21 protein-coding genes are annotated in these 24,793 nt (G+C 63.8%); 7 read left to right on the top strand and 14 right to left on the bottom strand.

From position 1 onward, the window contains the following. Nucleotides 1-178 precede the first annotated feature (178 nt). The 7 genes from NY78_RS02160 to NY78_RS02130 form a co-directional block, all read right to left on the bottom strand. A complete protein-coding gene (locus NY78_RS02160) occupies nucleotides 179-4,663 on the bottom strand; it encodes a DEAD/DEAH box helicase (protein ID WP_043631017.1) in 4,485 nt (1,494 codons plus the stop codon). Between the two features lie 625 nt (nucleotides 4,664-5,288). After that, complete coding sequence (locus NY78_RS02155) at nucleotides 5,289-5,582, bottom strand: hypothetical protein (RefSeq protein ID WP_047959986.1); 294 nt, start codon at nucleotides 5,580-5,582, stop codon at nucleotides 5,289-5,291. 260 nt (nucleotides 5,583-5,842) lie between these two features. Continuing rightward, complete coding sequence (gene dapB / locus NY78_RS02150; protein ID WP_043631014.1) at nucleotides 5,843-6,631, bottom strand: 4-hydroxy-tetrahydrodipicolinate reductase; 789 nt, start codon at nucleotides 6,629-6,631, stop codon at nucleotides 5,843-5,845. Nucleotides 6,632-6,671: 40 nt separating this feature from the next. After that, the gene (gene hypE / locus NY78_RS02145) at nucleotides 6,672-7,673 is read right to left on the bottom strand and encodes a hydrogenase expression/formation protein HypE (RefSeq protein WP_043631011.1); all 1,002 of its coding nucleotides are present in this window, start codon (nucleotides 7,671-7,673) and stop codon (nucleotides 6,672-6,674) included. A 351-nt stretch (nucleotides 7,674-8,024) separates the two neighbouring features. Next, on the bottom strand, nucleotides 8,025-9,116 hold the full coding sequence (gene hypD, locus NY78_RS02140; protein WP_043631008.1) for a hydrogenase formation protein HypD: 1,092 nt from the start codon (nucleotides 9,114-9,116) through the stop codon (nucleotides 8,025-8,027). Further along, on the bottom strand, nucleotides 9,103-9,330 hold the full coding sequence (locus NY78_RS02135) for a HypC/HybG/HupF family hydrogenase formation chaperone (protein WP_043631006.1): 228 nt from the start codon (nucleotides 9,328-9,330) through the stop codon (nucleotides 9,103-9,105). Before NY78_RS02135 ends, hypD begins: the two co-directional genes overlap by 14 nt. Nucleotides 9,331-9,428: 98 nt before the next feature. Beyond that, entirely contained in the window at nucleotides 9,429-9,794 is a 366-nt protein-coding gene (locus NY78_RS02130) for a hypothetical protein (protein WP_043631003.1), read from the bottom strand. A gap of 117 nt (nucleotides 9,795-9,911) precedes the next feature. On the opposite strand from NY78_RS02130, the gene NY78_RS02125 reads away from it, so the two are divergent. The 4 genes from NY78_RS02125 to NY78_RS02110 all read left to right on the top strand — a co-directional run bounded on the left by NY78_RS02125 (nucleotide 9,912) and on the right by NY78_RS02110 (nucleotide 13,526). Beyond that, nucleotides 9,912-10,568, top strand: coding sequence for an HDIG domain-containing metalloprotein (locus NY78_RS02125; protein ID WP_043631001.1), 657 nt, complete (start codon nucleotides 9,912-9,914; stop codon nucleotides 10,566-10,568). Continuing rightward, nucleotides 10,531-11,445, top strand: coding sequence for a D-alanine--D-alanine ligase family protein (locus NY78_RS02120; RefSeq protein ID WP_043631000.1), 915 nt, complete (start codon nucleotides 10,531-10,533; stop codon nucleotides 11,443-11,445). Before NY78_RS02125 ends, NY78_RS02120 begins: the two co-directional genes overlap by 38 nt. 107 nt (nucleotides 11,446-11,552) lie before the next feature. Further along, nucleotides 11,553-12,680: a glutamine-hydrolyzing carbamoyl-phosphate synthase small subunit gene (carA, locus tag NY78_RS02115; RefSeq protein ID WP_043630998.1), complete on the top strand. Its 1,128-nt coding sequence runs from the start codon at nucleotides 11,553-11,555 to the stop codon at nucleotides 12,678-12,680. Nucleotides 12,681-12,707: 27 nt separating this feature from the next. Then, nucleotides 12,708-13,526, top strand: coding sequence for a tetratricopeptide repeat protein (locus tag NY78_RS02110; protein ID WP_043630996.1), 819 nt, complete (start codon nucleotides 12,708-12,710; stop codon nucleotides 13,524-13,526). 74 nt (nucleotides 13,527-13,600) lie between these two features. Here the strand turns inward: NY78_RS02110 and NY78_RS02105 are convergent, their stop codons facing one another. Then, the gene (locus NY78_RS02105) at nucleotides 13,601-14,437 is read right to left on the bottom strand and encodes a L,D-transpeptidase family protein (protein WP_043630995.1); all 837 of its coding nucleotides are present in this window, start codon (nucleotides 14,435-14,437) and stop codon (nucleotides 13,601-13,603) included. A gap of 255 nt (nucleotides 14,438-14,692) precedes the next feature. Between NY78_RS02105 and NY78_RS02100 the strand changes: the two genes are divergently transcribed. Further along, complete coding sequence (locus NY78_RS02100) at nucleotides 14,693-15,100, top strand: bacteriohemerythrin (protein WP_043630993.1); 408 nt, start codon at nucleotides 14,693-14,695, stop codon at nucleotides 15,098-15,100. A 194-nt stretch (nucleotides 15,101-15,294) separates the two neighbouring features. On the opposite strand, the gene NY78_RS02095 is transcribed toward NY78_RS02100, so the two are convergent. The 6 genes from NY78_RS02095 to NY78_RS02070 all read right to left on the bottom strand — a co-directional run bounded on the left by NY78_RS02095 (nucleotide 15,295) and on the right by NY78_RS02070 (nucleotide 21,866). Then, on the bottom strand, nucleotides 15,295-16,506 hold the full coding sequence (locus NY78_RS02095) for a GAK system CofD-like protein (RefSeq protein WP_043630991.1): 1,212 nt from the start codon (nucleotides 16,504-16,506) through the stop codon (nucleotides 15,295-15,297). 43 nt (nucleotides 16,507-16,549) lie between these two features. Continuing rightward, complete coding sequence (locus NY78_RS02090) at nucleotides 16,550-17,641, bottom strand: HprK-related kinase B (RefSeq protein ID WP_053062113.1); 1,092 nt, start codon at nucleotides 17,639-17,641, stop codon at nucleotides 16,550-16,552. Then, the gene (gene phoU / locus NY78_RS02085; protein ID WP_043630990.1) at nucleotides 17,626-18,291 is read right to left on the bottom strand and encodes a phosphate signaling complex protein PhoU; all 666 of its coding nucleotides are present in this window, start codon (nucleotides 18,289-18,291) and stop codon (nucleotides 17,626-17,628) included. Before phoU ends, NY78_RS02090 begins: the two co-directional genes overlap by 16 nt. A 70-nt stretch (nucleotides 18,292-18,361) precedes the next feature. Next, nucleotides 18,362-19,123 (bottom strand): phosphate ABC transporter ATP-binding protein PstB, encoded by a 762-nt coding sequence (pstB, locus tag NY78_RS02080; RefSeq protein ID WP_043630988.1) that lies wholly within the window; start codon nucleotides 19,121-19,123, stop codon nucleotides 18,362-18,364. Between the two features lie 136 nt (nucleotides 19,124-19,259). Then, a complete protein-coding gene (locus NY78_RS02075) occupies nucleotides 19,260-21,593 on the bottom strand; it encodes a GGDEF domain-containing protein (RefSeq protein ID WP_043630986.1) in 2,334 nt (777 codons plus the stop codon). A gap of 57 nt (nucleotides 21,594-21,650) precedes the next feature. Beyond that, nucleotides 21,651-21,866 (bottom strand): hypothetical protein, encoded by a 216-nt coding sequence (locus NY78_RS02070; protein WP_231583701.1) that lies wholly within the window; start codon nucleotides 21,864-21,866, stop codon nucleotides 21,651-21,653. Here NY78_RS02070 and NY78_RS24475 point away from each other — a divergent pair. Together NY78_RS24475 and NY78_RS02065 are read left to right on the top strand one after the other, a co-directional pair. After that, the gene (locus tag NY78_RS24475) at nucleotides 21,858-22,025 is read left to right on the top strand and encodes a hypothetical protein (protein ID WP_156180848.1); all 168 of its coding nucleotides are present in this window, start codon (nucleotides 21,858-21,860) and stop codon (nucleotides 22,023-22,025) included. The two genes, NY78_RS02070 and NY78_RS24475, sit on opposite strands and share 9 nt — an antisense overlap. After that, complete coding sequence (locus NY78_RS02065) at nucleotides 22,022-24,499, top strand: glycosyltransferase (RefSeq protein ID WP_043630984.1); 2,478 nt, start codon at nucleotides 22,022-22,024, stop codon at nucleotides 24,497-24,499. Before NY78_RS24475 ends, NY78_RS02065 begins: the two co-directional genes overlap by 4 nt. Nucleotides 24,500-24,793 lie beyond the last annotated feature (294 nt).

Genomic DNA, 24,793 nt, shown 5'->3' with positions numbered 1-24,793 from the left:
GGAGATGAAGAGAAGCTGGGGGAATGCCTCCGGCGGCCAAAGGGGTGACCCCTTTGGAATCCCACCTGGGGTTCTTTGATCTGACTGGGCGCGTTGCCAAGTCGAGGAACGACAGTTGCGTAAGAAAAGAGGAGAGGGGGCCGGGGGCCTAACCGTTGGTGTTCGCACTTGACGGGAATCACCCAGGCTCCGGTACACCTGGGTCGGTGCGCCTGCGATAGAGCGTCAGACCCCGGCGCTCCCCCACCACCTCAAAAAGCAGCCGCAAGACGTCCCGGTACGGGCTCTCCCCGGCCGGGACGTCGTTTATGGTGGCGACAACCAGCCGCGACTCGGGTGCAGTTCGCCGGGTGAGCACGTGGACAAGCGGAGCCAGGGCAGCCGGCAGTCCGGTTGCATCCGGGGACAGCCCCAGGGTCATGCGTCCGCCGCCGGCCTCGAAAACCGCGACCGGACGCGCCCCGGCAAAGGAGACCCAGGTCCCGGCGGTGCGACGCGGCAGAACAAGGTCCGCCGGGACCGTATGCCCGCCAACGCCAGCCAGGGCATGAGAACCAGTCTGGTCCACCGCGCCCCAGAAAGCGGCCGGGTCGCGTCCGGCAATCCACCACGGCTCGTCGCCCGAAAGCCCGGCCGTAAGCAGGCGGACAGCCCGGCCGTCGGCAAATTGCGGCCCGGACAGGCCGGCGAAGAACTCGCCGGACACGACTTCGCCGGATAATTCCATGCGCCGCAAGGCCCGAAAAACCCCACTCCAGCCCAGAGCCGGGACCTCGCGGGCCAGCATGTCGCGGCAGACCACGCCGTAGCGGGCAAGGAGCAGCCGGGCCCGGTCCATGGCCAGGGCTTCCAGGGCCACGGGATAATCCGGCAAGGGCGGCACCCGAAGCGCCCGCCATACCCCGGCCAGGGGCAACGAGCCGGCAAACCGCCCGGGCGACGTGCGCCGAAACGCCTGCCGTCCGCCCCGGGCAGACCGGGTGAACGCCTCCTCGGCCGTAAACCCATTGGCCACGCCCCGGCGCAACACGGCCATGCCGTCGCAGGCCGCCTCACCCTTCCAGACCGCCTGCCACAGCCGTTCGGTCAGGGCCTTGGGCGAGAGGCCCGTGATCTCCAGCAGACTCGAAAAATCATAGCCGGCCCGAATATCCGGGAAAAGCCCGCTCTCGGCGGTGCGAGGGGTAAATCCGGCCAGATCGAGGTCGTCTGGCCGGGCAAAGAGCACCTTCTGTTTCCCTGCCCCGAACCACTGCAGGCCCGACGCCTCCAGGGCAGCGTCGAGTCGGGCCGGGTCATAGGTCGGACAACGAGCCGGCAACACCTCGGTCTCCCACAGCCCGGCCGGCAGCGGCAGACAGCTCAATCGCTCCACCCGTTCGGCCAGGCCGGACGGATCGACGGCCGGCCGGGCAAGCCCCTGCCAGATGGCCAGGAAATAGGGCACATGTCCGGCCGGCAGCGCGGTCAGGACCGGACGCCTGGCCGCCCGGGCCAGACGGAGCAAGGTCTCGAAATTGGCTGCATCGCACCAGTGCACCTCCTCCCGGCCGGTGAGCAGCCGCCCTGCCACCACCTCGCCGGCCGCCTGCAAATCCTCAAGCAACGCTTGAAGGATTGCCGGCGAAAGCCCCAGCAGCCCGACCAGGGAGTCCAGGCTGCGGGGACCGTAAAAGGAGAGCCACTGCCCCAAAAGCCCTTCCCGGGCGGCTCGTTCGTCATCCTCTGCCCCGGTGCGCCGACGCGGCAACTTGGCCGTTGCAGCCATGGGCCGGACCAGGGCAACGTCGCGCCAAAAGGCCTGGGCCACGGCAACGGCCCGCTCCAGGGCGACCACCAGCCCTTCTCCGCCGGGGATCGGTTCAATGCAGGCCAGTTTGGCGGCCAGAGCCGTTTCCAGAGAATCCGCCGTCAGGCCATGGTCGCGGGCCATGGCGTCCAGGATGGCCCGCCACTCGGCCTGGGGCAGGCAGATGCGTTCTTTGACGTGCTCCAGGAGTTCGGCCGCACTGCCCGGGGCATAGCCCGGATAGAGACGCTGGCGTCTTTGCTCAAAAGCGGCGGCAACCGCTTCGGACACGGCCGGCCGATCCGGACCGCGGGCCACCTCGGCCACCAGATCCGGCCGCGCCCCGGTTGGGCCGGCGGCTGTGCCGGCATCGGTCAAGTACATGTATTCGGTGATGTGCCGCCAGACGAGATCGGCGGCAAAGGGGCTTTGCACCCGGGTTTTGGCCACCGTGACGGCCAGCCCCCCGGACTGGGCGGCCCCCAGGAATTCGGCCAGCCCGGCCGGATCGAAAAGATCGACCAGACAGGTGCGCCAGGCCTCCAGCACGATGGGAAAGTCGCCATAGTCGGCCACGGCGGCCAGGAGCTTTCGCGCCCGCAGCCGGGTGATCCACAGCGGCTGGCGTTTGCCAAAACCGTCGCGGGGCAACAGCAAGGCCCGGCCGGCAGCCTCTCGGAAAGCCGCGCCAAACGCGCCTGAGCCTTCCAGACGCGCCCGCACCAGTTCGCCCACGTCCCGGGCCGGCACCGCCGACAACACAGCCAGGGGATCGATATCGCCGGGCAGGGTGACGGCCACGCAGTCGTTGCCGGCAAAGACCGGGACCGGATGCCCGGTCAGCGCCTCCAGGCCGGTTTCCAGGGCCAGCCCAAGCGGCGCGGTAACGGCCAGTCCCAGGGGCGCATGCAGGATGACCTGATTGCCGGGCGCACCACCCGGGCCGGTGTCGGTCACTTCAATGAGCAGATGGCGGGCATGGGGCAGGGCCGCGCCAGTGGCCTCCTGCTGGCGGCGCAGGTAGCCGACCAGGACCTGGGCGGCGGCCGGTTCCAAACAATAGTCTGTCTCCAGTTCTCGGACATAGGCGGGATCACCCAGCCGGGCGTCGGCCTCTTCCAGAAAATCGCCGATGCGGGCGGAGAAATGACGGTCCCGGGAGCGGGGATCGCCCAGCCAGAAGGGAGCCGGCACCGCCCCGGCCGGGGCTGGCGCAACAAAGACATCGGCGTCGGTGATGCGCTCGATGCGCCAGTTGTGCGCCCCAAAGGCGAAGACCTGGCCCAGACGCGCTTCCCAGACAAAGACCTCGTCGAGTTCGCCCAGGCGCGTGCCCAGGTCCTGGCGGCGCAGGGCGTAGTAGCCCCGGTCGGCAATGACCCCGCCCGAGGCGTAAAGCCGCAAAAGCGCCCCGGCCCGGGCCGAGGCCGTGCCGTCAAGGGCGTCGATGGCCACCAGGGGCGAGAGTTCGCGCAGGCGGGTGGCGGCATAGCGCCCGGCCAACATGCCAAGGGTCAGGTCAAAGGCCGTGCGGCCCAGGTCACGGTAGGACCAGCAGCGGCGCACGGCCACATACAGCCCGTCCACGTCCCAGGTCTCAACCCCGAGCATGGCCACCAACACCTGGGCCAGGACATCGAGCGGGGCCTCCACCGGTCGTAGCGGCTCGATGTCGCGTCCGGCCGCCGCCTTGGCCATGACTGCCGCTTCAAGCAGGTCCTTTTCCGAGGTGGGGAGAAAAATCGCCCGGCTGACCTCGCCCACGCCATGGCCCGAGCGACCAATGCGCTGGACCGCCGCGCTCACGGTTGGAGGACATTCAACCAGCAGAACCTCGTCCACGGACCCGATGTCGATGCCAAGTTCCAAAGAATTGGTGGCCACCACCGCCCGAAGCTCCCCGGTCTTGAGGCGCGCTTCCACGGCCTGGCGCAGCTCCTTGGCCAGGGACCCGTGGTGGGCGTGGGCCAGCGGCTCGTCCAGATCGGCGTTGACCAGCCGGGTGAGCTTTTCGCAGAGTTTGCGGCTGTTGACGAACACGAGCGTGGTGCGATTGGCGGCAATGCGCCGGCGCACCCTGGCCGCAACCAGGGTCAGAAACGAGGCCTCCGGCGTCTCCCGCTCGTCCCAGGAGGCGTACTCCACCCGCAACTCCAGCCGCTTCTCGGCCGGGCTGGCCACCACCGCCACCGGGCGCGGGACAAGTGCCCCATCGGCCGCTTCGCCAGCGGGCCGGAAGCCGCCGACCATGGCGGCAACGGTTGCCAGCGGCGACACCGTGGCCGAGAGGGCCACGCGCTGGAATTCACCAGCCAGCAAAGCCAACCGTTCCACCCCGGCCAGAAGAAACACGCCGCGTTTGGACCCGGCCACGGCATGGATTTCATCGAGAATGACCAGCCGCACCGCCCCAAGCATCCCCCGGCCGCCCTTGGAACTCAGGAGCAGGTTCAGCGATTCCGGGGTGGTGATGAGAATTTCCGGGGGCTGGCGCAGCATCCGCCGTCGGGCATCGGCCGGGGTGTCGCCGGAGCGGATTTCGGCCCGGATGTGGGGGAAGGCAACGCCGGCAGCGGCAAAGGTCTGGCGCAGGCCGGTAAGCGGGCGCACCAGATTGGCCCGCACGTCGCTGCCGAGAGCCTTGAGCGGCGAGACATAGACCACGCTGGTCTGGCCGGTGGGCCAGCGGCCGGTGGCCAGGGCGTCCAGGGCGGCCAGGAAGGCGGTCAGGGTCTTGCCGGACCCGGTCGGAGCCACGGCCAGGACGTGTTCGCCGGCGGCGATGCGCGGCCAGGCCCGGGTCTGGATGTCGGTGGGTTGGCCGACCTGGCGGGTGAACCAATCGCTGACCAGCGGATGAAATGGCAATGGCATGGGCTGAGTATGACCGGCCTGGTTTTTTTTTCCAAGGGTTGCCTTTTCTCTCTTAAGTATAGTTAATTATTTTAGTTTATTAGAATGTTTTCGAACAGACTGTGCACAGCCTGTGAACACAGGAGGCACAGGTCGGAAGATCGCTGCCAGCCGGCTATAAAACAATTTTAGCGTGTTATTTTATGCTATTATTCTAGTTACGCACAGACAAGGAACAACAAAAGAACATTTCAGGGCGCGTTGGCGACACCTTTCGAACAGGCCTCGGCCGGATAGGAACCAGATAGGAACACGAAACGAACAGCCTGAGGGGAGTTTTGCACATTAAGGCGACAGGTCGGGGAGCGTTACGAACACAGTGGCGACAGGCGGGGGGACGTTGAGAACAGACCGACGTCAGGTTGGGAACACGTTTGACCCAGGCCGGCGACAGGTTGTCCGGAGAATACGCACACGGAGGCGACAGGCAAGGAACCGATGACGCACACTCCTGCTCCTCACCCGCATCTCCTGGCCCGTCTTGGGTGGCGACAGACAAGGGACCGATGAAGTACACTCCTTCTCCGCGATCGGCAGCTTCAGGCCGATTCGTCCTCTGGTGCGCACACCATGCAGCCCTCCCGCCTCAGCCAACATTCTCGCCGGGCTCGTCCATAATCGGCGTCACCCGGGCAACAACGCCACGACCGCTCAAATACGCGGCGTAGGACTCGGCTGCCGCGCGGTTGCCAAAGCTTCGCAGCACGAGCTGGGCCGTGTCGGTCTCGTCCCAGACCCAGACGTAGTCGTCGGGCACAATGGCCTGGAGCAGCAATTCTTGGCGCAACCGGGTGCGTGCCCGCTCGCGCTGGTCGAAATCGTCTGCATCGTAGGGGCCGCCAACCGCCAGCACCCACCAGCCCGCGTTGGTTTCCGTCATCCCCCCTCCCTTTTACAAAATAAAGATACACCCGCTGCGACAGCACGGGCAGCACTGCAACCTGCCCAACAAGGACGCGCGTTCCTTGGCGACCAACGCCGTAGTTTCCGGTCAACAGCAAGCTCTGGCAAACACAGCAAGCACCCGGGCCGGGAGGGCAGCCCCCGCAGCCAGTCCCGGCACTCCCAACTGATGAAAAAAGCACGGCCGCTCCCGCAGGAACAGCCGTGCCCTTGGTGCAACCGCCTTTCCAAAAAAAATCAGGCCAGCATGTCGGCCATGGCGTAGAGCCGACCGGGCTTCTGGGCAGCAATCCAGGGGACGGCGCGCAAGGCCCCCTGGGCCAGGGTGTCACGGGTGTGCACCTGGTGCTTCACCTCAATGCGTTCGCCCGGTCCAAAGAAATAGACGGTGTGGTCGCCCACGACGTCGCCGCCGCGTATCGAGGCCACGCCGATCTCTTCGCTGGTGCGCGCCCCGATGATGCCGTCGCGGGTGTGGCGCTTGACCGCGTCATAGTCCGCACCCCGAGCTTCGGCCAGACACTGGCCGAGCTTGATGGCCGTGCCGCTGGGGGCGTCGACTTTCTTATTGTGGTGAATTTCCATCACTTCAAGGTTGTAGGCCGGCCCAAGTTTGCGCACGAGCTCGGGCAGGACGGCAAGCAGCACGTTTAAGCCCACGCTCATGTTGGGGGCGAAAAAGATGGACGTTTTTGTGGCCGATACGGCCAGGGACGCTATCTGCTCCGCAGTAAGGCCCGTGGTGCCGATAACCACGGGATTACCCGAGGCGGCGGCGATTTTGGCCACGTTGACCGAATTTTCCGGGGCCGTGAAATCGATGATGACCGCTCCCGGGCATTTGGCCAGCACCGTGGTCAGATCGTCGCCCACTTCGCAGTTCAGATTGGCCAGATCGGCCGTACAGCCCTTGCGCTCCAAGGCCCCGACCAGCCGGAAGATCGCCGGATCGGCCTGGACCAGCCGCACCAGGGTCGCGCCCATGCGGCCCAAGGCCCCCATGATCACCACATCGCATACGCTCATGTTTGCGCTCCTGCTGTTAAAAATTACGTCGCCGGCCTGCCTAGCAGATGCGCGGCAACTGTTCGCCCTCAAGCATGCCGAGCAGCCGTTTGCCGCCAAGGGGGGTCACCATGGCCACCTTGCCGGCGTGTTCGCCCGTCACCCGGCCGATGACCACGGCTCCAGTCCCGAGCGGATCGGCCCGCAAGACGGCCAGGGCCGCCTGGGCCTCGGCTTCGGGCAGGATGCACAGGAATTTGCCTTCATTGGCCAGATACAGCGGGTCCAGCCCAAGCACGGCGCAACCGCCGGTCACGGCCGGATCGACCGGGATGTCGGCCTGCATCAGTTCGATGCCGACGTTCGACTGTCCGGCGATTTCATTGAGCGTCGTGGCCAGGCCTCCGCGGGTCGGATCACGCAACACATGCACCCCAGGCACAGCTGCCAGGAGCTTGCCGACCAGTCCGCCAAGGGCGGCGCTGTCGCTGACCACCGGGGAATCAAAGGACAGGCCCTCGCGGGTGGACAGGATGGCCAGCCCATGATCGCCCATGGTGCCGGACACAATGACCACATCGCCCAGGGCCGCCCGATGCCCGCTGGGAGCCGGATCGACCATGATCTCGCCGATGCCGGTGGTATTGATGAAAATCTTGTCCGCCGCGCCGCGGGGCACCACCTTGGTGTCGCCGGCCACGATCCGCACCCCGGCCTGCCGCGCCGCCTCGCCCATGGAGGCCACGATGCGGGCCAGATCGTCCATGGGCAGTCCTTCTTCCAGGATAAAGCCGCAGGTCAGGTACAGGGGCCGCGCCCCCATCATGGCCACATCGTTGACCGTGCCATGCACAGCCAGGGAGCCGATGTTGCCGCCCGGAAAAAAGATGGGATCGACCACGAAACTGTCCGTGCTCATGGCCACCGGCCCGGTCAGGGACAACACGGCTGCGTCATCCATGCGGGCCAGAATATCGTTGCCGAGATACTTGAAGAAAAGGTCGGCCACAAACCGGTGGGAAGCCCGGCCGCCGCTGCCGTAATCGAGCAAAACCTTGTCCATGGATAAACCTTTGCAAGTGAGGTTCGTGAGGGAGGCTTGCCTCCGGCGGCCAAAGGGGGGACCCCTTTTGGAAACCCACTCAGATCAGCGTTTGCAGTGTTATGGGCGTCTGTGCGGTCTTTTGCCCGAAATCGCCGGAGTGTGCAAAACGAGCTGTTTCGCAATGCACTGGATGCACCACGGGCCATCAGCGTCCTGCCCCTCCGACCACGGCCGCAAACTGCCATGGCCCACACCATACCGGATTGCCAGAGCGCGCCAAGACCCCCTTTAAAACTTCTCCCATTGCAGGGGTCCGGGGGGATCATCCCCCCGGCCGCCGGAGGCATTCTTTATCCTATCTATGCCCACTTACAAATCAAGCTTGTACTTGTGAAAGGCTGCGCAGCCGCCTTCGGTGGAGACCATGCACGGTCCAACGGGCGTGGCCGGGGTGCAGGCCTTGTCGAACAGCGGGCACTCATTGGGGGCCATTTTGCCTTTGAGCACGTCGCCGCAGCGGCAGCCGGCCAGGGGTGGGGTCTCGCGCAGGGCCACGCCGGGCAGGCCCAGGGCGTCGAAGGCGGCGAATTCCGGGCGAATGGCCAGCCCGCTGCCGGGCAGCAGCCCAAGGCCGCGCCACAGGGCATCGACCGGCATAAAGACTTCGTCCATCACCGCCCGGGCCACGGGATTGCCGTCATCGGCCACCACCCGGGTGTAGGCGTTGACCACGGCCGGTTGGCCGCTTTGGCGCATGGCCACGATTTCCAGGAGTGCGGCGAGGATGTCCAGCGGCTCAAAGCCGGTGATGACCGCCGGCATCTCATAGCGGTCGGCCAAAAAAGCGTACGGGACCGCGCCGATGATGGCCGAGACATGGCCGGGCAAAATGAAGGCGTCGATATTGATGTCCGGGTCGGCCAGCAGGGCCTCCAGGGCGGGCGGCACCAGCTTGTGGAAGCACAGCACCCGGAAGTTTGTCAGCTGTTGTTCCCGGGCCAGCCGGATGGTGGCGGCTACGGCCGGGGCCGTGGTCTCAAAGCCGACGCCCAGGAAAACCACGGTGCGCCCGGGATTGGCCGCAGCCACGGCCAGGGCGTCTATGGGCGAATAGACCACCTCGATGCGCGCCCCGTCGGCCTGGGCGGTCTTGAGGCTTTTGCCCTTGGGACCGGGCACGCGCATGAGATCGCCGAAAGTGGCGATGACGACATCGTCGCGGCCGGCCAGTTCCAGGAAACAGGCCACTTCCGATTCGTGGGTAACGCAGACCGGACAGCCCGGGCCGGTCACATGGGTGATGGTGGCCGGCAGCAGGCTGCGCAGCCCGGACTGGAAGATGGATACGGTATGGGTGCCGCAGACTTCCATGAACCGAAACGGCTCGGTGGCCTCGGCTCGCAGCCGATCCAGGAGCGCCCGGCACAGGGCCGGGTCCTTGAAGGCGTCAAATGAGTTCAAGGCCCAACCCTTCCTGAAAGAGCTTGATGGTCTCCAGGGCGTCGTCCCGGTCCAGGCGACGGATGGCGAAGCCGGCGTGGACAATGACGAAATCGCCCAGGGCCGGGGCCGCATCAATGAGGTCAAGTCGGACCTGGCGGGTCACGCCGCCGATCTCGACATCGGCTATTTTGTCATGGATGGCAGTAACTTCCATGGGAACGGCAAGACACATGGGGACCTCCGGGGCTGGCGGTTGGCGGCACTCTGCAAGGCAGGCCGTGTGCGGAACATATGCGCACGGAACGAATACTTGTCAAAACCCGGGGCCTGTTACGCGCCCTCGCCGATCTCGACCACGTCCAGGGCCTTGAAGCACTTGGGCGGGATCAACTCCTGGTGCACGGCGAACCGGGCCTTGTTGACGGCCTTTTCGGCATCCTCGGCCGCCACTTCGACGTCGCCGGACACCGCTTTTTCGATCTTGGTGCGGTAGCTGACCTCATAGGTTTCCGGGGTGTCCAGCGGCCGGATGGAGAGCGGCTCATAGTAAAAATAGGGTTCATCGGTGCGGGCGGTGGGATGGAGCATGGCCTGGACAGCGAACATGGCCTGCCCCTTGCCCGAGGCCGTCACCACCTCGACGCCTTCCCGGGTTTCCTGGAGCTTGGTCTCGTAGCGAACGCGAAACTTTTTCATGCGATTTCCCTGCCGGCTTGGCCATGGGCCACGCCGGCCTTTGCTTTTTTCCCAGGGGTTGGTATCAGGACCGAGGCCGGGAGCGAACCGTTTTTTTCAGACACGCCCGGCATTCCCATGCCCAAACGTACCCAGACACACCTTGCCGCGCCGAATGCGGCGCAAGCAAACGACTCGCCGGCCCTCGGCCCCATACCGGCCGAGATGCCCCGCATCTCGACCATCCCGACCGATGCCCAGTGCCGGGAGTTGTGGGACGCCTACGGCATGCTGTCCAATATCCGGGTCCACAGCGAACTGGTGGCCTGCGTGGCCACGGCCCTGGCCGAAATGGCGCTGCAGGCCGGTCTTGCGGTCAACGTGGCCGAAGTTCGCGCCGCGGCCCTGCTCCACGATCTGGCCAAAACCTACACCATCAGCCACGGCGGCAACCACTGCCAGCTTGGCGCGGCCTGGGTCCAGGAAGCGACCGGCAATCCGGCCCTGGCCCAGGGGGTGCTATGCCATGTCTCCTGGCCCCATCCCATCGATTTGCGGGCCGATTTCCTGCCGCTCACGCTTATTTACAGCGACAAGCGGGTCAAGCACAACCAGATCGTGCCTCTGGAGTCCCGGTTCGACGATCTGCTCGTACGCTACGGCACGACGGAATACATCCGGACCCGCATCCGCGAGTCCTTCACCCAGGCCGAGGCCATCGAACGCGCCTTGGCCGAAACAGTGGGCATGGACATCCATGAAAGTACTTTTGGTTGCGGGCGGCTGGTCGAGTGAACGAGCGGTATCGCTGTCCGGCGCCGCACAAATCGAAAAGGCGCTGACAAACCTTGGCCACGAGGTCGTCCCCCATGATCTGTCCCGGGATTTCCCGGGTTTTGTCCGCACGGCCAAGACCTGCGATTTCGCCTTCTTAAATCTCCACGGCGCGCCGGGCGAGGATGGGCTGCCCCAGGCCCTGCTCGACGCCGCCGGCATCCCCTACCAGGGCAGCGGCCCGGCCGGGTCCTTTTTGGCGCTTTCCAAAGCCGCTTCCAAGCAGCTTTTCGCCGAGGCCGGCCTGGACACGCCTCGGTGGGCTTTTTTGCCGCGCGACAGCGCCACGGATTGCAAGCCCGACTTCCCGCTGCCCTGGTTTGTCAAACCCAACCTCGGCGGCTCAAGTATCCTCATGACCCTGGTGCGGACGGCCGACGAACTGCCGGCCGCTCTGACCCGGATTTTCGATTCCGGCGACGACGCACTCATTGAAGAAGGGTTGGCCGGGCCGGAACTGACCTGTGCGGTACTGGGCGACGTCGCCCTGCCCCCTATCCTGATCCGTCCCAAGGCGGGAGATTTTTTCGACTATGCCAGCAAATACGAACCGGACGCGGCCGAGGAGATCTGCCCGGCCCCGGTAGCCCCGGCCGTCACCGAGGCGCTTGGCCGCATCAGCCTGGCCGCCCACGCCGCCCTGGGCCTTTCCGGCTACAGCCGGTCAGACTTCATTTTGACCGAAAATGGTCTCAAACTCCTGGAAGTCAATACGCTTCCGGGTATGACCCCGACCAGCCTCCTGCCCCGTTCGGCCAGGACCGCCGGCCTGTCTTTTCCCGACCTCATTGCCCGACTGATCGAACTTGGCCTTGCGCACCGGGCCAAGAGGCCTTAAGTGAGCGCTGCCCCCGGGGACTCCCGGCCTTTACGCCGGCCCCGTTCCGATATACCCTGCCGCCGGCCGCACAGAGCGGCACATAGCGCATACGCTCGGAGACACGCATGAAAGCCATCCTGGCCCTCGAAGACGGCACCTTGTTTCACGGCCACACTTTTACCGGCGAGGGCCGCGCCGGCGGTGAAGTCATCTTCAACACCGGCATGACCGGTTATCAGGAAGTGCTCACCGACCCGTCCTATACCGGACAAATGGTTTGCATGACCTATCCCCATGTCGGCAACTACGGCATCAACCCCGACGACGTGGAATCAGCCCACATCCGCGTGGCCGGGTTCATCGTCAAGGAATGTTGCAAGGAGCCGTCCAACTGGCGCTCCACCATGACCCTGCCCGACTATCTGACCAGCCAGGGCATTACCGGCATCGAAGGCATCGACACCCGGGCGCTCACCCGCCATCTGCGCCTGCACGGGGCCATGCGCGGCTACATCTCGACCGACGTGTCCGATCCCCAACGCATCGTGGACGCGGCCAAGGGTCTGCCGTCCATGGAGGGTCTGGGACTGGCCGACCGGGTGTGCTGCGACGCGCCTTTCACCTGGACGGGTTCGGCCATGGTCCCGGCCGCAATCGTCGACGGGGCTTATGCCTGGCCCGGAACCGGACCGCGGCTGGTGGTTTTCGACATGGGCATCAAGTGGAACATCCTGCGGTTACTCACCGCCCAGGGGTTCGACATGCTGGTCGTGCCCTACACCACTTCGGCCGAGGCCGTGCGCAAGCTCAACCCGGACGCCGTGTTTCTCTCCCCCGGCCCCGGCGACCCGGCCGCCCTGACCGATCTGGTTCATACCACTTCGCTGCTGGTCGATGAATATCCTCTGGCCGGCATCTGCCTGGGCCATCAGCTCCTGGGACTGGCCCTTGGCGGGCGGACCTTCAAACTCAAATTCGGGCACCATGGCCTCAACCATCCGGTCAAGGACCTGGAGACCGGACGGATCGAAATTTCCTCGCAAAACCATGGTTTTTGCGTGGACATCGAAAGCCTGTCCGACGTAGAGTTGACCCATGTCAACTTAAACGACAATACTCTTGAGGGTTTTGCCCACAAGACGAAGCCTGTCATCGCCATTCAGTACCATCCGGAAGCCGCGCCGGGGCCGCATGACAGCCGCTACTTCTTTAACCGTTTCCGCAACCTCGTGCGCCGGGAGACGGGTAAGTAACCACGAGCGCCGCCATACCGGGGATCAATGTCCGCTGAACTGACCAAAGCCCGGTCGCAGATCAACAAGGTCGGGACGTTCCTGAAGCAGGGTAAACCCCTGCCGGCCGTCTCGGCCTTGTATGAAGCCGTTGGCGCGGTCATGCGCACCCCGCTGATCCGTTCTGAAAAAGAAGAGTTCGCCAAGATCATCCTGGATGCGGTGCTGCACTTAAACGGCGACCGCAACCTGCGAAAAATCTATCCGCTCATCCTCGACTACAAACCCGGCAGCGAAAAAGAACTGACCGAACAGCTGCTCAATGTCTTGACCGAACTCCAGGCCTCGGCCGTGGAAGAGGCCAAAGACATGATGGCCGACATGGAGCAACGCATCGAGAAAGGGCTGGCCGAAGGCAAGCTCCTTATCGAGGAAAAGCGCTTCGACGAAGCCAAGATCCTGCTTGAAAAGCTGGCCCGGGAATATCCCCGCGACGCCGATCTGCGTGCCCGCATCGCCGAGCTTTTTATTGGCGGCGAACTGTTTGAAGAGGCCTTCACCTATCTTGACGAGGCCATTGAACTCTCCCCGGACCAGATCCATCACTACAACCGCATCGCCATTGTCTTGCGCAAACTGCGCAAATACGACCTCGCCGAGAAGTATTTCATGCGGGCTGCGGAATTTGCCAAGTCCGACCCCAATCTCTATTTCAACCTGGGTCGGCTCTACGTGGACTGGGAGCGCTGGGACAAGGCCGAAAAGGCCTCGCGGTTGGCCCTTCGCCTGTCCCCGGAATTTGTCGAAGCCCGCAAGCTCCTCAACTACTCCCTCAAAAAGCAGGGGAAAGACCCCGAAGCGGCCTGAGCCTTCACCCAACACCGTTCGGTGCTCGCCGCCCCGAGCGTGAGAGGCGGCGCAATTCCCGCAGTGCAATTCCCCTAATCGCCCTTGACCGCCCTTTCGGCCACCAGCTCCGGCGTGCCCCAGACCAGGGCCAGCCGCTCCAGCTCGGCGCGCGGCAACTGCACCAGGAGCGGTTTCTTGGAAGCGTCCATCCAGGCCAGCACAGCCTGCATGGCCGGTTCGTTCATGGCCGTACAGCCAACGGTAGGCGCCCCGGGCCGACGCCACAAATGGAAAAAGATGCACGATCCTGATCCAGGACGGGTATCCGGGGCATTGTGGTCGACCATGAGGCCATACCGGTACAGCCCGTCAGGCCGCAACATCCGGTCAGGCGAGGTCCAATCCACATCCGGCACCGTGTTCTCGTCCACGATGCGGTTATACCATTTGGAATTGATGGTCTCCACGCACACCGTCTGGTCCGTGACCCGGTGCATGGGCATCTTGGTCGGCTGCCACGTGTCCGCCGGGTTGTAGGCAAAAGCCGTGCTGAAGGTGAACACCCCGGCCGGCGACCGGCCATCGCCCTCCACCTTGGTCGGACCATCCGCCGGAACCGCACTGAGCAGCCCCCGCCCCCAGGCCAGACCGTTTTTGCCCAGGGTCACGGCCACGTCGTCGCCAATCGGCCGCCACGCACCGGCCCCCTTACGCTCGAAACGGCGCAACCTGGCCTGGTTGTCGTTAAATCCCTCGGCCACCACCAGGACGAGTTGGCTGGAACCGGCCAGAGGCGAGGGACCAACAGCCGGCGTCTGTTGCGCCATGGGTCGGGCCATCGCGGAGGCGGTGGTCTGTCCGGTCCGGCAAGCGGGCAACAACAGGGTGGCAACGGCAATAAGTGCAGCAAGCATACGGACATCGAACATGGTTTTACTCCAAAAATAATTCTCTCGGGACAACCCACTGGAATTGACCCTACACGCATCCTGCCGACGTTGGGAAGTCTGACAAGAGAAAAAGTCCTTTTCTCCTGAGCCAGTCCGGCCTGGAACACAAGTGGGGACGACAATCTTTGGAAGCACTCTTGACTTCATTATGCGCTATGGCATGATTTGGGGATACCTGAGATCACTCGTCTGTATCAGGCAAGGACGCATCCGCCAAGACGTATGGAGCATCACATGATTGCATGGGACGATTCCCTGGCCATTGGCGTCGATGAAATCGATGCCCAGCACAAATCCATCATTGCCCTCATAAATGAGCTGACCACCCATAAAAACCGATCCGACGAGGCCGCGGCCACTCAGGTCCTGCAATTTTTACGCAGCTATCTGCATGATCATTTCGAGCTTGAGATGGAACTCATGCTGGATTTGGCCTACCCTGACCTGGAAGCCCACCGACAGCAGCACGAGCTGTTTGTCAACCACGTCATTTTCTTTGAAATCGAGAACGAATTCGGCGTAGTCAGTGAGCAGATGCTGGCCGACATCCTGGCTTTTCTCGAGGAATGGTTCATCAGCCACATCCAGCTCGAAGACAAGGCGCTGGGGCAATTCGTACGGTCTCAGGCGCTTTCCGGCTAACGCCAACCCTTCTCCGAAGATCCAAACGATACATCCGGCGCACCTACCACACAGGGGGTGCGCCGGATGTGTTGCGCCAAAGTCCGGCTCTTGTCTGGCGAGGGCCGGGCCCAGCAACTCCGCCACTGTTCGCCGCCGCGCGTTCCGGATCTGGCCGGCCCGCGGATGGAACCCGCAGCCCGGGACAAGGTTTTTCAGGCCAGCGACAACAACAGCTCGGCCACCTTGCGGCTGTCGGCTTGGCCGGGATTGTCGTCCCTGGCCAGCGGCACGTCCACGACTTCCACCCCAAGACGCCTGACGGCGGCAATATCCAGGGGCGCGTCGTAGCGTGCGCCTTTGCTGTCCACCACCACGAAGTGCAATAGGTCCTCACGGCGACAGGAGCGGGCGCAACCGGTCTGGAGGGCTTCAAGGAGCCGCGCCGTCTGCCCGGCCACGGTCAGTCCCTGTTGTTCGGGGTCGTGGCCGAGGTTTGGGATGTAGACCTTGGGACAGTTGGTGGCGACAACGGCGTCGCCGACGCCCTGGGGCAGCAGATTGGCCAAAAGGCTCGAATAGAAGCTGCCGTAGGGATAGCAGATCACGTCGGCCTGCCGGATGAGTTTGTCGGTTTTTTCCCGAATGCGCACGGTGACCGGCGTCGGATCGTCAAGGGTGGCCGTCAGCCACAGCTTTGTGATGGGCGAGGCGATGGGCGCGGCTTCCTTGCCGGTCATGCGATGCTGCCCGATAAGGATCTGGCCGTCGGCCAGTTGGCAAGCCAGATGCAGGTCGGCGTTGACGATGGGCCGCACCACGCCCCTGGCTTCCACCAGCTGCATGAAGAGATAAATGACCGGATCAAGCATCCGGTTGTAGTTGAAATAGCCGCCGGTCAGGATGCAGTTGCCGATACTGGCCCCACGCAGATCAAAATCCTTGGGGCGACGGGCCTCGAAAAAACGCAGATGGGTGCGGATGATCTTGCGCAAGGGATCGGGCACGCGCCGGATAAGCGGGTCCTCGCCGCTGATCAGGCGTCCGAAACGGGCGACCAGTTCGTCCTGGGAGGCGTCTTTGGGCAGACGAAAGGCAAAGAGATCAAAGACCGCCGGATTGCCGGTGATGGAGCGGTCGGCCAGGGCCATGATCCGATTGCGCAGGTCGCCCACGGCCGGCATGGCAAAGGCCCGGCGCAAAACGGCCGAGGAGCCGCCGGAATCAAAGGGCGTTATGAGGTGAATGGATTTGGCGGTATATTCAATCAGGGTTTCGCTCAGATGGCGAAGCGCCGTCCCGCCGCTGAAAAAGAGGAGCCTGGGTCCGAGTTCGGGCGCGCGACGGAAAAGCGCCGCCCGCGACGGATCAGGTAAACGGACGGTCCGGGCGATGGTCACCCGGGGGGAGGATTTGCTCTCTGGCACAACGGTTCCTTTGTGGCGGCGTATATGCGGGACGAGAAACGGCTCATGCCCCCCGGCCAAGGACATCCAGACACAAGGCGGCGGCCCGGGGGAAATCCACCCCGCCGGAGACAGCCAAGACCGGACACTGTCCAAGCAGGGTCAGATAGCCGTCGACGTCAGCCGGAAGGGGACCGTGTCCGAAGAGCACCCCCAGGTCCTTGACCAGGGCCGGCAACAACTCGCTGCGCTGGACAAGCGTGGTCCACTGCGCCTCAAGAGCCCCGCCGCCGGGTTTCCAGGCCAGCACCACCAGGGCGGTCAACCGGGCCCGAAGCCGCACCCGTCCGGGGCCGAAACAAGCGGCAATGGGCACGTCGTATTTGCGCTCAAGGCCCCACAACTCCCGCTTGGGCAGCCCGGCATAGGCCGCGCGCTCATCCTCGGGCAGCAAGCTTTCCAGCCTGTCGTTGGCCAGGATCGTACCGGGGTTGACCCGGGGGGCCCGGGCGATGCCGGTGAGATACAGCCCCGAGGCGTCCGCGTTGACGAGCACCCGGTCATTGGTGAGAAAATCCGCGCCATGGCGCATGATCTCCAGGGCCAGAGTGGATTTGCCGGCGCCGGCAAATCCGGAAATGGCCAGACCGGCCGAGGCGGTGGCCACCCCGGCGGCGTGGAGCAGGCGCGCTCCCCGACACAATTCAAAGTCAGCCAGACGGGCGTTTATGGCGTTGACTACCTGCTGCGGCTGTTCGGCGCACGGCCCAAGCACGTAGTTGCCGGCCGGCCCGAAGACCAGCCACAGGCCGGTGCGACGCTTGCGCACCACCCGGCCGTCGGGCAGATCAACATACTCTTCCTTGGCTCCGCTCTCGCCGTAGAGCGCAAATGGCAGATCAAACCGGGGAGAGTCCCCGTCGATGGCCCACACCGCCACGTCGGGTTCGCCCCCGTCGCCGGGGAATTCTGCATAGTGGCGGGCCAGAGCCTCGGCCAGGGCCGGGCTGTTGGTGCCAACGGCCAGACGAACCCCGGCCAGGAGCAGATCCAGGGTATAGGGCAAAGCCATCCGGCTGGCAGCGACAATGGCGGCACAGGTCGTCAGCCTGGAATCCGACGTGGGTGTTGGGTTCACAATTAACGGGGTTGGCATTTCTGACTGAGTATGACGCCTTTGACGATAAAAACCAGAATCTCGCCGAGATTGGCGGCGTGGGCTGCCATGCGCTCGAAACTGCGGCAGGCCAGTATGGCCCGCACCCCGGCTTCGGGCGACGCATGGCACTGGGATAGCGCCTCGGTGATGCAGCGCATGGCGGAAACGGCCAATTCTCTGGCCTGTTCGTCGAAACGGCAGACATCCATGGCCGCGTCCACGTCGTCGTCGACAAAGGCCTTGGTCGCCAAGGCGAACATGCGGGCCACATGCCCGGAAAGTTCCAGCACCGTGGCGTCGCAATCCCCCGGCAGCCCGGCCCCGGCCAGGGTGCCCTCGGCGATATTGACCGCCTCGTCAGCCAGCCGCTCCAAGTTGATTACGACCCGGGCGTAGCCGACAATGCGGCGCAGATCCAGGGCCACAGGCTGCTCCAGAGCCAGAAGCTTCAGGCAGGCCTCGTCAATGTCGCAGGTCTGCTGGTTGATGACCCGGTCCCCCTCGATAACCTGCTTGGCCGTGATCAGATCATGGTCGAGATAGGCGGCCACAGCGCCCTGGCGCGAAGCCTCGACCAGGCCGCACAAGGCCACGACACGCCCCTTGAGGGCCTCCAATTCAGCATGAAAATGGGATCTGGTTTCCATTATGCGCTCCCGACGTCTGGGCGTCTCTCGTTTGGCGTCACGGACAGGGCTGAAGACGGCCGGACGCGGTCTAGCCAAAACGGCCGGTCACGTAATCTTCGGTCTGCTGGTTGGCCGGACGGGTGAATATGGCTTCGGTGGGGCCGACTTCGACGAGTTTGCCCATGTAGAAAAAGGCGGTGAGGTCTGAGACCCGGGCTGCCTGCTGCATGCTGTGGGTGACGATGACGATGGTGTAGTTGCGCTTGAGTTCGGCGATGAGTTCTTCAATCTTCTGGGTGGCGATGGGATCCAGAGCCGAGGCCGGTTCGTCCATGAGGAGCACTTCCGGCTCCAGGGCCACCGCCCGGGCGATGCACAGGCGCTGTTGCTGGCCGCCGGACAGGCCCAGGGCCGAATCGTGCAACCGGTCCTTGACCTCGGTAAAAAGACCGGCCGAGATCAGACTTTTTTCCACCTGGGCGGAAATGAAATTGCGATCGCTCACCCCGCTCACCCGCAGTCCGTAGGCCACATTTTCAAAAATGCTCTTGGGGAAAGGATTGGGTTTTTGAAAAACCATGCCCACCTTGCGCCGCAGTTCGACCACATCAAGGCTTGGCACGTTGACCTTGACGCCGTCGAGCAGCACGGCCCCTTCGGTGCGGGTCCCGGGAATAAGGTCGTTCATGCGGTTTAAGCACCGCAAAAAAGTGGATTTGCCGCAGCCCGAAGGACCGATCAGGGCCGTGACCTGATGTTCCGGGATTTCGAGATTGATGCCTTCCAGAGCCCGAAACCGGCCGTAATAGAAATCCAGAGTCTCTGCGGCCATTTTGACGCTATGCTGCATAGGGGCAAGCCATCCTTGCGCGATGTGCCCGTACGGTCCGCAGACCGTCCCGGCCGTACTCGATATGCAGCCTGCCCATGACGATCGCGCCATGGCTTTGTGGCAAATCGGTGACAATCGACAACAGCCTGAAAAATCAAATCTTCGCACCAAGCGGCGCACGCCGGTCGCGCACACAGGAGTTGCCGGGCCTGGTTTTGGCGAACTTCTTCACCTCCGCCACCCGCTGGCTGAACTCCTCCGCACTAAAAGGAACCTCAAAGGCACAGTCCACAATGCCCATGGACAGCGACACCAGCGGGAACATACCCGGCGTGCCGTCCCTGGCCTTGCCGGAAATGGCTCCCCTGGCCTGATCCTCCGGGGAGTAATGGGCAAGAACGGCCCCGGCAAAGGCCTCTATAGTCTGTCGACATAACGACTCGGCTTCCTCCCGGGGGGTGATGCAGACAAAATCGTCGCCGCCGACATGCCCCAGGAAACAGTCCGGCCGGCCGCGCAGGGCCTCGGCCAGAACCCGGGCGGTCAGCAAAATGACCTTGTCGCCATTGGTGAAGCCGTAGGCGTCGTTGTAAACCTTGAAATGGTCCAGATCGACATACACGCAGCTGATCGGCAGGGCGATTTTGGCCCGTCTGTTCACTTCCTGTTCAATGGCCATGTTGCCGGGAAGTCCGGTCAGGGGATTTGAACCCTTGGCCAACTCCACCTGCACCTGGGCCAGAGAATCGAGCATCTTTTGCACCGACACCGTTCCGACCAGCAGTCCCTCGCCGTCAACCACCACGATGTCGTCATAGACCATGGAGGCCTCGCGATTCATGGCCTGTCGGGCCACGGCCTCCACAGCCTGGGAGGCCTCGGCCAAAAGCGGACTCGGGTTCATGATCCGGGTAACGGACTTATGCGCGAACAGGGAGTTGCCATAGCGGGTGCTAAGCCGCCGATCCAGATGGTAATTCATGACGAGGCCGATCGGGCGGCGGTTGGACGCCACCACGACATTCGTGATGGGCGGTCGCTCGTCCAAGAGCTCCTTGACCTCATCCACCGTGGTTTGCTCATCCACAGTCAGGCATTCCTCGGCCAGGTTGCCAATGGGAGCCGAACAGTGCCAAGCCACGCCGCCAAGGATGTCGAAACTGGCTTTGGGCGGCAGCTCCCCAACGGTCTCCGGTTTGGGACAGGCTGGTGCGCCGAAATGCGGCCCAAGCGCGGCAGCGACGCCCATGGAGGTCACCGTGGACAGGGCCAGCTCGGAAGCCACGCCGCCAACGACCATGCGCGCCCCGATCTTCTCGGCCAACAGGGCCAGGGTTTCGAGCATCACCCGTTTGAAGGGATTGGCTTCCACGGCTTCGGTCAATCCCGGCCAGGTCTTGATCCAATCGGGACGGGTCCGGGACAGCAGCAGCAGATTGGACGCCCCGCCGCCGACCTCGTCGGCGGCCAGTTCGAATCCGGCCCCCCGGTGGACCTCAAGGCGTTCGAACACACAGGCCAACTCCCCGGGACCGGTCTTTTCGGAAATGCATAGCACCAGATTGGCCGGGCCAAGGCCCAGGCGTTCCAATTCACCAGCCAAGTGCGACGGTGCGAAAGCCGGGGCGTCAAGACTGGCGTGGCGGATGGGCAGAAACAACTTTTGCTGCACGCCTATCGCGCCCAGATGGGCCAGGGCCAGCTCCCGGAACACCCGGTCAAGCGAGGCCTCTTCGCCACACTGTGCGGCAAACCTCCAAAGATGCGAAGGATCGGCAAATGGACCAGCTCCCCCGCCACGCAACGAGACTTCCCAGCCAAGGACGCCCCCAGCCGACAAGTCGACCACAGGCTGATAGCGAACATCGAGTTCCCGGGTCACAAGCAGACGCTCGAACATCTGGTAAAGCTGGCGGCGCTCGGCGTCGAATTTGTCTTTGCCCATGCACTGGGCCTGGCACAGGGCCTTGAGGATATGCCGGGGGTCCGGACCGCCGGAACTGGCGTCCAGACGGGCATAACCGATGTCCACGGCCAGCTGGCGGCCGGCCATGTGCGAAAAGCGGCGGGACAGGGTTTCTGACAGGGCTGTACGAAAGGCGGCAAAGGAGGCCAGCACCACGTCGCCGTCACAGGAACAGGACCGGGGTGAGAAAAAACAGGCATAGGCTGCGACCCCTGTCTCCTGGAGGCGCAGCACCGTACACCCCGCAAAATGACGGGCAAAGCCATCACGGACCGCTTCGGCCAGCAGGCGCAGAATTTCGTAGCCGACCTGGAGATCGATCTCAGGGAGAATCCGGGAGAACTCGGCAATCTCCACCGTGACGACCCCGATGTCGGCGCCGGCCCGGGGGCCAAGGTCGCGGCACAGACCGGCAGGGCCAGACAGACCGTGCGACTCCCCGTCCGCCTGCCCGCTCCGGGGGGCTGGCCGCGTCTGGAGCGCCCCTTTGACGTAGAGCCCTGTTTCGTTTGTCCATTCCATGCAGACATCTCTTTTGGACGATAGCTTTACGACCGTCCCCGGAACAACAGGAGCAGATCAGCGGGAATGGCGGGAGACAATGCAGGTCACTAAAAGCTCGGCCATCTCTTCCCGGGTGGATTTCGTCTCAGCCAGCCGGCAATACTCGTTGGCCAGACGCCCTTCCCCCAACGACAACAAGACCGCACGGCCCTCCCGCAACAGTTCGCGCCGCTCGGATTCAGGCAACCTGGCCGTTTTCCTTCTGCCTTCCATGGCCACCACATGGAACATGGCGTGCTCCTGGGCAAGCGACATTTCCGTGACAATTGGCGAAACCGCGTCAACAAAACTGCGGCCAAACGCAATCCGACCGAAACGCTGGCGGCGCTACAAGCCGAAAACAACGACGTTGCCCGGACAAGCGCCGCCCGTCCCAAGGAGCAGTCATGAAAATCGACCTGCACGTGCACTCCAAATTTTCCACCCGCCCCTCCCAGTGGGTCTTGCAAAAGCTCAACTGCCCCGAGAGCTTCACCGAACCCCTGCGTATTTACGAAGAGGCCCGACGCAAAGGCATGGGGCTGGTGACCATCTCCGACCACAACCGCATCGAGGGCGCACTGTCCATCGCCCATCTGCCGGGGACGTTTGTCAGTGAGGAAATCACCTCGTATTTTCCGGAAGACCGCTGCAAGGTCCATGTGCTGGTCTTTGACATCGACGAGGCCAAGCACCGCGAGTTCCAGCGGCTGCGCGAAAACATCTATGATCTGGTGGATTACCTGCGCCAGGAGGGCATCCACCATGCCGTGGCCCACCCGCTGTTCGGGGTCAACGACCGGATTACGGTGCCCAATTTCGAGAAACTGCTGTTGCTGTTTCGCAACTTCGAGATCAACGGAGCCCGCGACGCCTGGCAAAACGAGTGCCTGCGCGACATCATCCCCAACGTTGACGCCGATACCATCTGGCGGTTGGCAGAGAAATACGGCATCGACCCGGGCTACACCCAGCCATGGCGCAAAAATCTCATCGGCGGCTCCGACGACCACAGCGCGCTGACCATCGCCTCCACCTACACCGAGGTGGACGGCGCAACCGATCTGGCCCAGTTCCTGGACGGCCTGGAAAACGGCGCAGCCTCAGCCCGGGGAGTCTCCAGCACGCCGCGCACCATGGCCCGCAATCTCTACAGCATCGCCTACCAGTACTATAAACACCGCTTCGGCATCGACCGCTTCCTGGACAAGGACGTAACGCTCAAGGTGGTGGACCGGTTCCTCGAACCCGGCGACCAAGCCAATGTCGGGCTGGCCTTCCGCCTGCGCACCCGCATCGCCCGGGGGCTGTCCCGGCGGCGGCCGAGCGCCAGCACGCCGCTTCGCGATCTTATCCGCATGGAAACGGAATCGCTCATCCGGGCCGACTCCACTCTGATGGAATTCGCCCAGGCCGGGGTGTTAAACGGCGAAAACCTGGAAAACGGCTGGTTCTCCTTCGTCAACCGGGCCACCAACCGGGTGGCCTCCCACTTCGCCGGCACGCTGCTTGACCACGTCAGCGGGGCCAATGTCTTTGACATCTTCGGCACCCTGGGCTCGGCCGGAGCGCTTTACACCATGCTCGCTCCCTACTTCCTGGCCTATTCCATCTTTACCAAGGATCGCCAGTTCAGCAGCGAGGCCAGACGGGCGCTCACCGGCAAAAACGGCAAGGACGACGCCGTGCGCGTGGCCCACTTCACCGACACCTTCCACGAAATAAACGGCGTCTCCGGGACGCTGCGTCAGCAAGCCGAACTGGCCATCAAGACCGGCAAGACGCTGAGCATCGTCACCTGCGACCACGGCCCCCGCGTTTTCGAGCCGGGCGTGCAAAACTTCAAACCCATCGGCGTCTACCATCTTGACGAATATCCGGAACAGACGCTCTTTTATCCGCCGCTGCTGGAAATGCTCCACTTCGTTTACGCCGGCAATTTCAACCGCATCCATTCCGCCACGCCCGGTCCCATCGGACTGGCGGCGCTTGGCATCGCCAAGACCCTGCGTCTGCCCATCTACGGCACCTACCACACGGCCCTGCCCCAGTATGCCCAGATTCTCACCGGCGACGAGGCCATGGAAGATCTGACCTGGAAATTTATCATCTGGTATTACAACCAGATGGACCTCGTCTACGTCCCTTCCAAGGAGACCGGCCGGGAGCTTGAGGAAAAGGGACTGGACCCGGCCAAGCTGCGGCTCTTTCCCCGGGGCGTGGATGTCGGCCGCTTTTCGCCGGACAAACGGTCCGAGGCTGTGGCCGAGCGCTTCGGCCTGGGCAACGGGCCGCGCATCCTCTACGCCGGCCGGGTCTCCCGGGAAAAAGACCTGCACCTGCTGGCCGCGGCCTTTCGCCGCTTAAACGCAACCTATCCCGATGCAGTCCTGACCATTGTGGGCGACGGGCCGTATCTGGATGCTTTGCGAAACCTCCTTGAAGGAACGCCCACGGTTTTTACCGGCTACCGCGAAGGCGAAGAACTGGCGGCCCTTTTCGCGGCCAGCGACCTGTTCGTTTTCCCCAGCGCCACGGACACCTTTGGCAATGTGGTCCTCGAAGCCCAGGCTTCGGGCCTGCCCATCATCGTCACCAACCAGGGCGGCCCCATGGAAAACATCCTGCCAGGCGAAACCGGCGTGGTCGTCCCGGCCGGCGACGCCGAGGCCCTTTTTGCAGCCATGGAGGGCTTGCTGGCCGATCCGGAACTCATGCGGGCCATGGGCCGGGCCGGCCGGGCCTATGCCGAGAAACGCACCATCGAACAGGCCTTTGAAGACTACTGGGACATGTACGAAGCGACTCCGGGGCAGACAGCCCATACGATTGTTACCGAGAAAACGGTTCAAAAGCCTGCGCCCCGCATGGTCCATGCGGCCTGATCCGACACAGCGACCATGCCGCGCCGCGCGGGATTGCCTCCTTCGTGTGCGCGGCATGGGGACAGGTACTGGCCGCCGGAGTCAGGGAAGGAGATTGCCCTCTTCGCGTGCACGGCTTGGACGTGCCGAGGCTGCCGGGTACCAACGCGTCTGTTGGATTTCCCACGCATGCACGGCATGGCTGCACCTGTGCCTCATCAGCCGTTTTCCGTCGCCGGGAAGCCCTCAGCGTGCAACACGGCTGCCCCGGCGCCCCCCCCGTTGCTTGTTGCTGCGGGATTCCACCACACGCTG

Source organism: Desulfovibrio sp. TomC, from assembly GCF_000801335.2.
Classification (GTDB): domain Bacteria; phylum Desulfobacterota; class Desulfovibrionia; order Desulfovibrionales; family Desulfovibrionaceae; genus Solidesulfovibrio.
The sequence above is the reverse complement of the archived record's forward strand: the minus strand, read 5'-3'. Positions and strand labels throughout refer to the sequence as shown.

What these genes read in the sequence shown, in the direction of transcription:
- NY78_RS02160 (WP_043631017.1), bottom strand. Translation starts at nt 4,663, where the DNA reads ATGCCATTGCCATTTCATCCGCTGGTCAGCGATTGGTTCACCCGCCAG.
- NY78_RS02155 (WP_047959986.1), bottom strand. Translation starts at nt 5,582, where the DNA reads ATGACGGAAACCAACGCGGGCTGGTGGGTGCTGGCGGTTGGCGGCCCC.
- dapB (WP_043631014.1), bottom strand. Translation starts at nt 6,631, where the DNA reads ATGAGCGTATGCGATGTGGTGATCATGGGGGCCTTGGGCCGCATGGGC.
- hypE (WP_043631011.1), bottom strand. Translation starts at nt 7,673, where the DNA reads ATGGACAAGGTTTTGCTCGATTACGGCAGCGGCGGCCGGGCTTCCCAC.
- NY78_RS02135 (WP_043631006.1), bottom strand. Translation starts at nt 9,330, where the DNA reads ATGTGTCTTGCCGTTCCCATGGAAGTTACTGCCATCCATGACAAAATA.
- NY78_RS02130 (WP_043631003.1), bottom strand. Translation starts at nt 9,794, where the DNA reads ATGAAAAAGTTTCGCGTTCGCTACGAGACCAAGCTCCAGGAAACCCGG.
- NY78_RS02125 (WP_043631001.1), top strand. Translation starts at nt 9,912, where the DNA reads ATGCCCAAACGTACCCAGACACACCTTGCCGCGCCGAATGCGGCGCAA.
- NY78_RS02120 (WP_043631000.1), top strand. Translation starts at nt 10,531, where the DNA reads ATGAAAGTACTTTTGGTTGCGGGCGGCTGGTCGAGTGAACGAGCGGTA.
- carA (WP_043630998.1), top strand. Translation starts at nt 11,553, where the DNA reads ATGAAAGCCATCCTGGCCCTCGAAGACGGCACCTTGTTTCACGGCCAC.
- NY78_RS02110 (WP_043630996.1), top strand. Translation starts at nt 12,708, where the DNA reads ATGTCCGCTGAACTGACCAAAGCCCGGTCGCAGATCAACAAGGTCGGG.
- NY78_RS02105 (WP_043630995.1), bottom strand. Translation starts at nt 14,437, where the DNA reads ATGTTCGATGTCCGTATGCTTGCTGCACTTATTGCCGTTGCCACCCTG.
- NY78_RS02100 (WP_043630993.1), top strand. Translation starts at nt 14,693, where the DNA reads ATGATTGCATGGGACGATTCCCTGGCCATTGGCGTCGATGAAATCGAT.
- NY78_RS02090 (WP_053062113.1), bottom strand. Translation starts at nt 17,641, where the DNA reads ATGCCAACCCCGTTAATTGTGAACCCAACACCCACGTCGGATTCCAGG.
- phoU (WP_043630990.1), bottom strand. Translation starts at nt 18,291, where the DNA reads ATGGAAACCAGATCCCATTTTCATGCTGAATTGGAGGCCCTCAAGGGG.
- pstB (WP_043630988.1), bottom strand. Translation starts at nt 19,123, where the DNA reads ATGCAGCATAGCGTCAAAATGGCCGCAGAGACTCTGGATTTCTATTAC.
- NY78_RS02075 (WP_043630986.1), bottom strand. Translation starts at nt 21,593, where the DNA reads ATGGAATGGACAAACGAAACAGGGCTCTACGTCAAAGGGGCGCTCCAG.
- NY78_RS24475 (WP_156180848.1), top strand. Translation starts at nt 21,858, where the DNA reads ATGGAACATGGCGTGCTCCTGGGCAAGCGACATTTCCGTGACAATTGG.
- NY78_RS02070 (WP_231583701.1), bottom strand. Translation starts at nt 21,866, where the DNA reads ATGTTCCATGTGGTGGCCATGGAAGGCAGAAGGAAAACGGCCAGGTTG.
- NY78_RS02065 (WP_043630984.1), top strand. Translation starts at nt 22,022, where the DNA reads ATGAAAATCGACCTGCACGTGCACTCCAAATTTTCCACCCGCCCCTCC.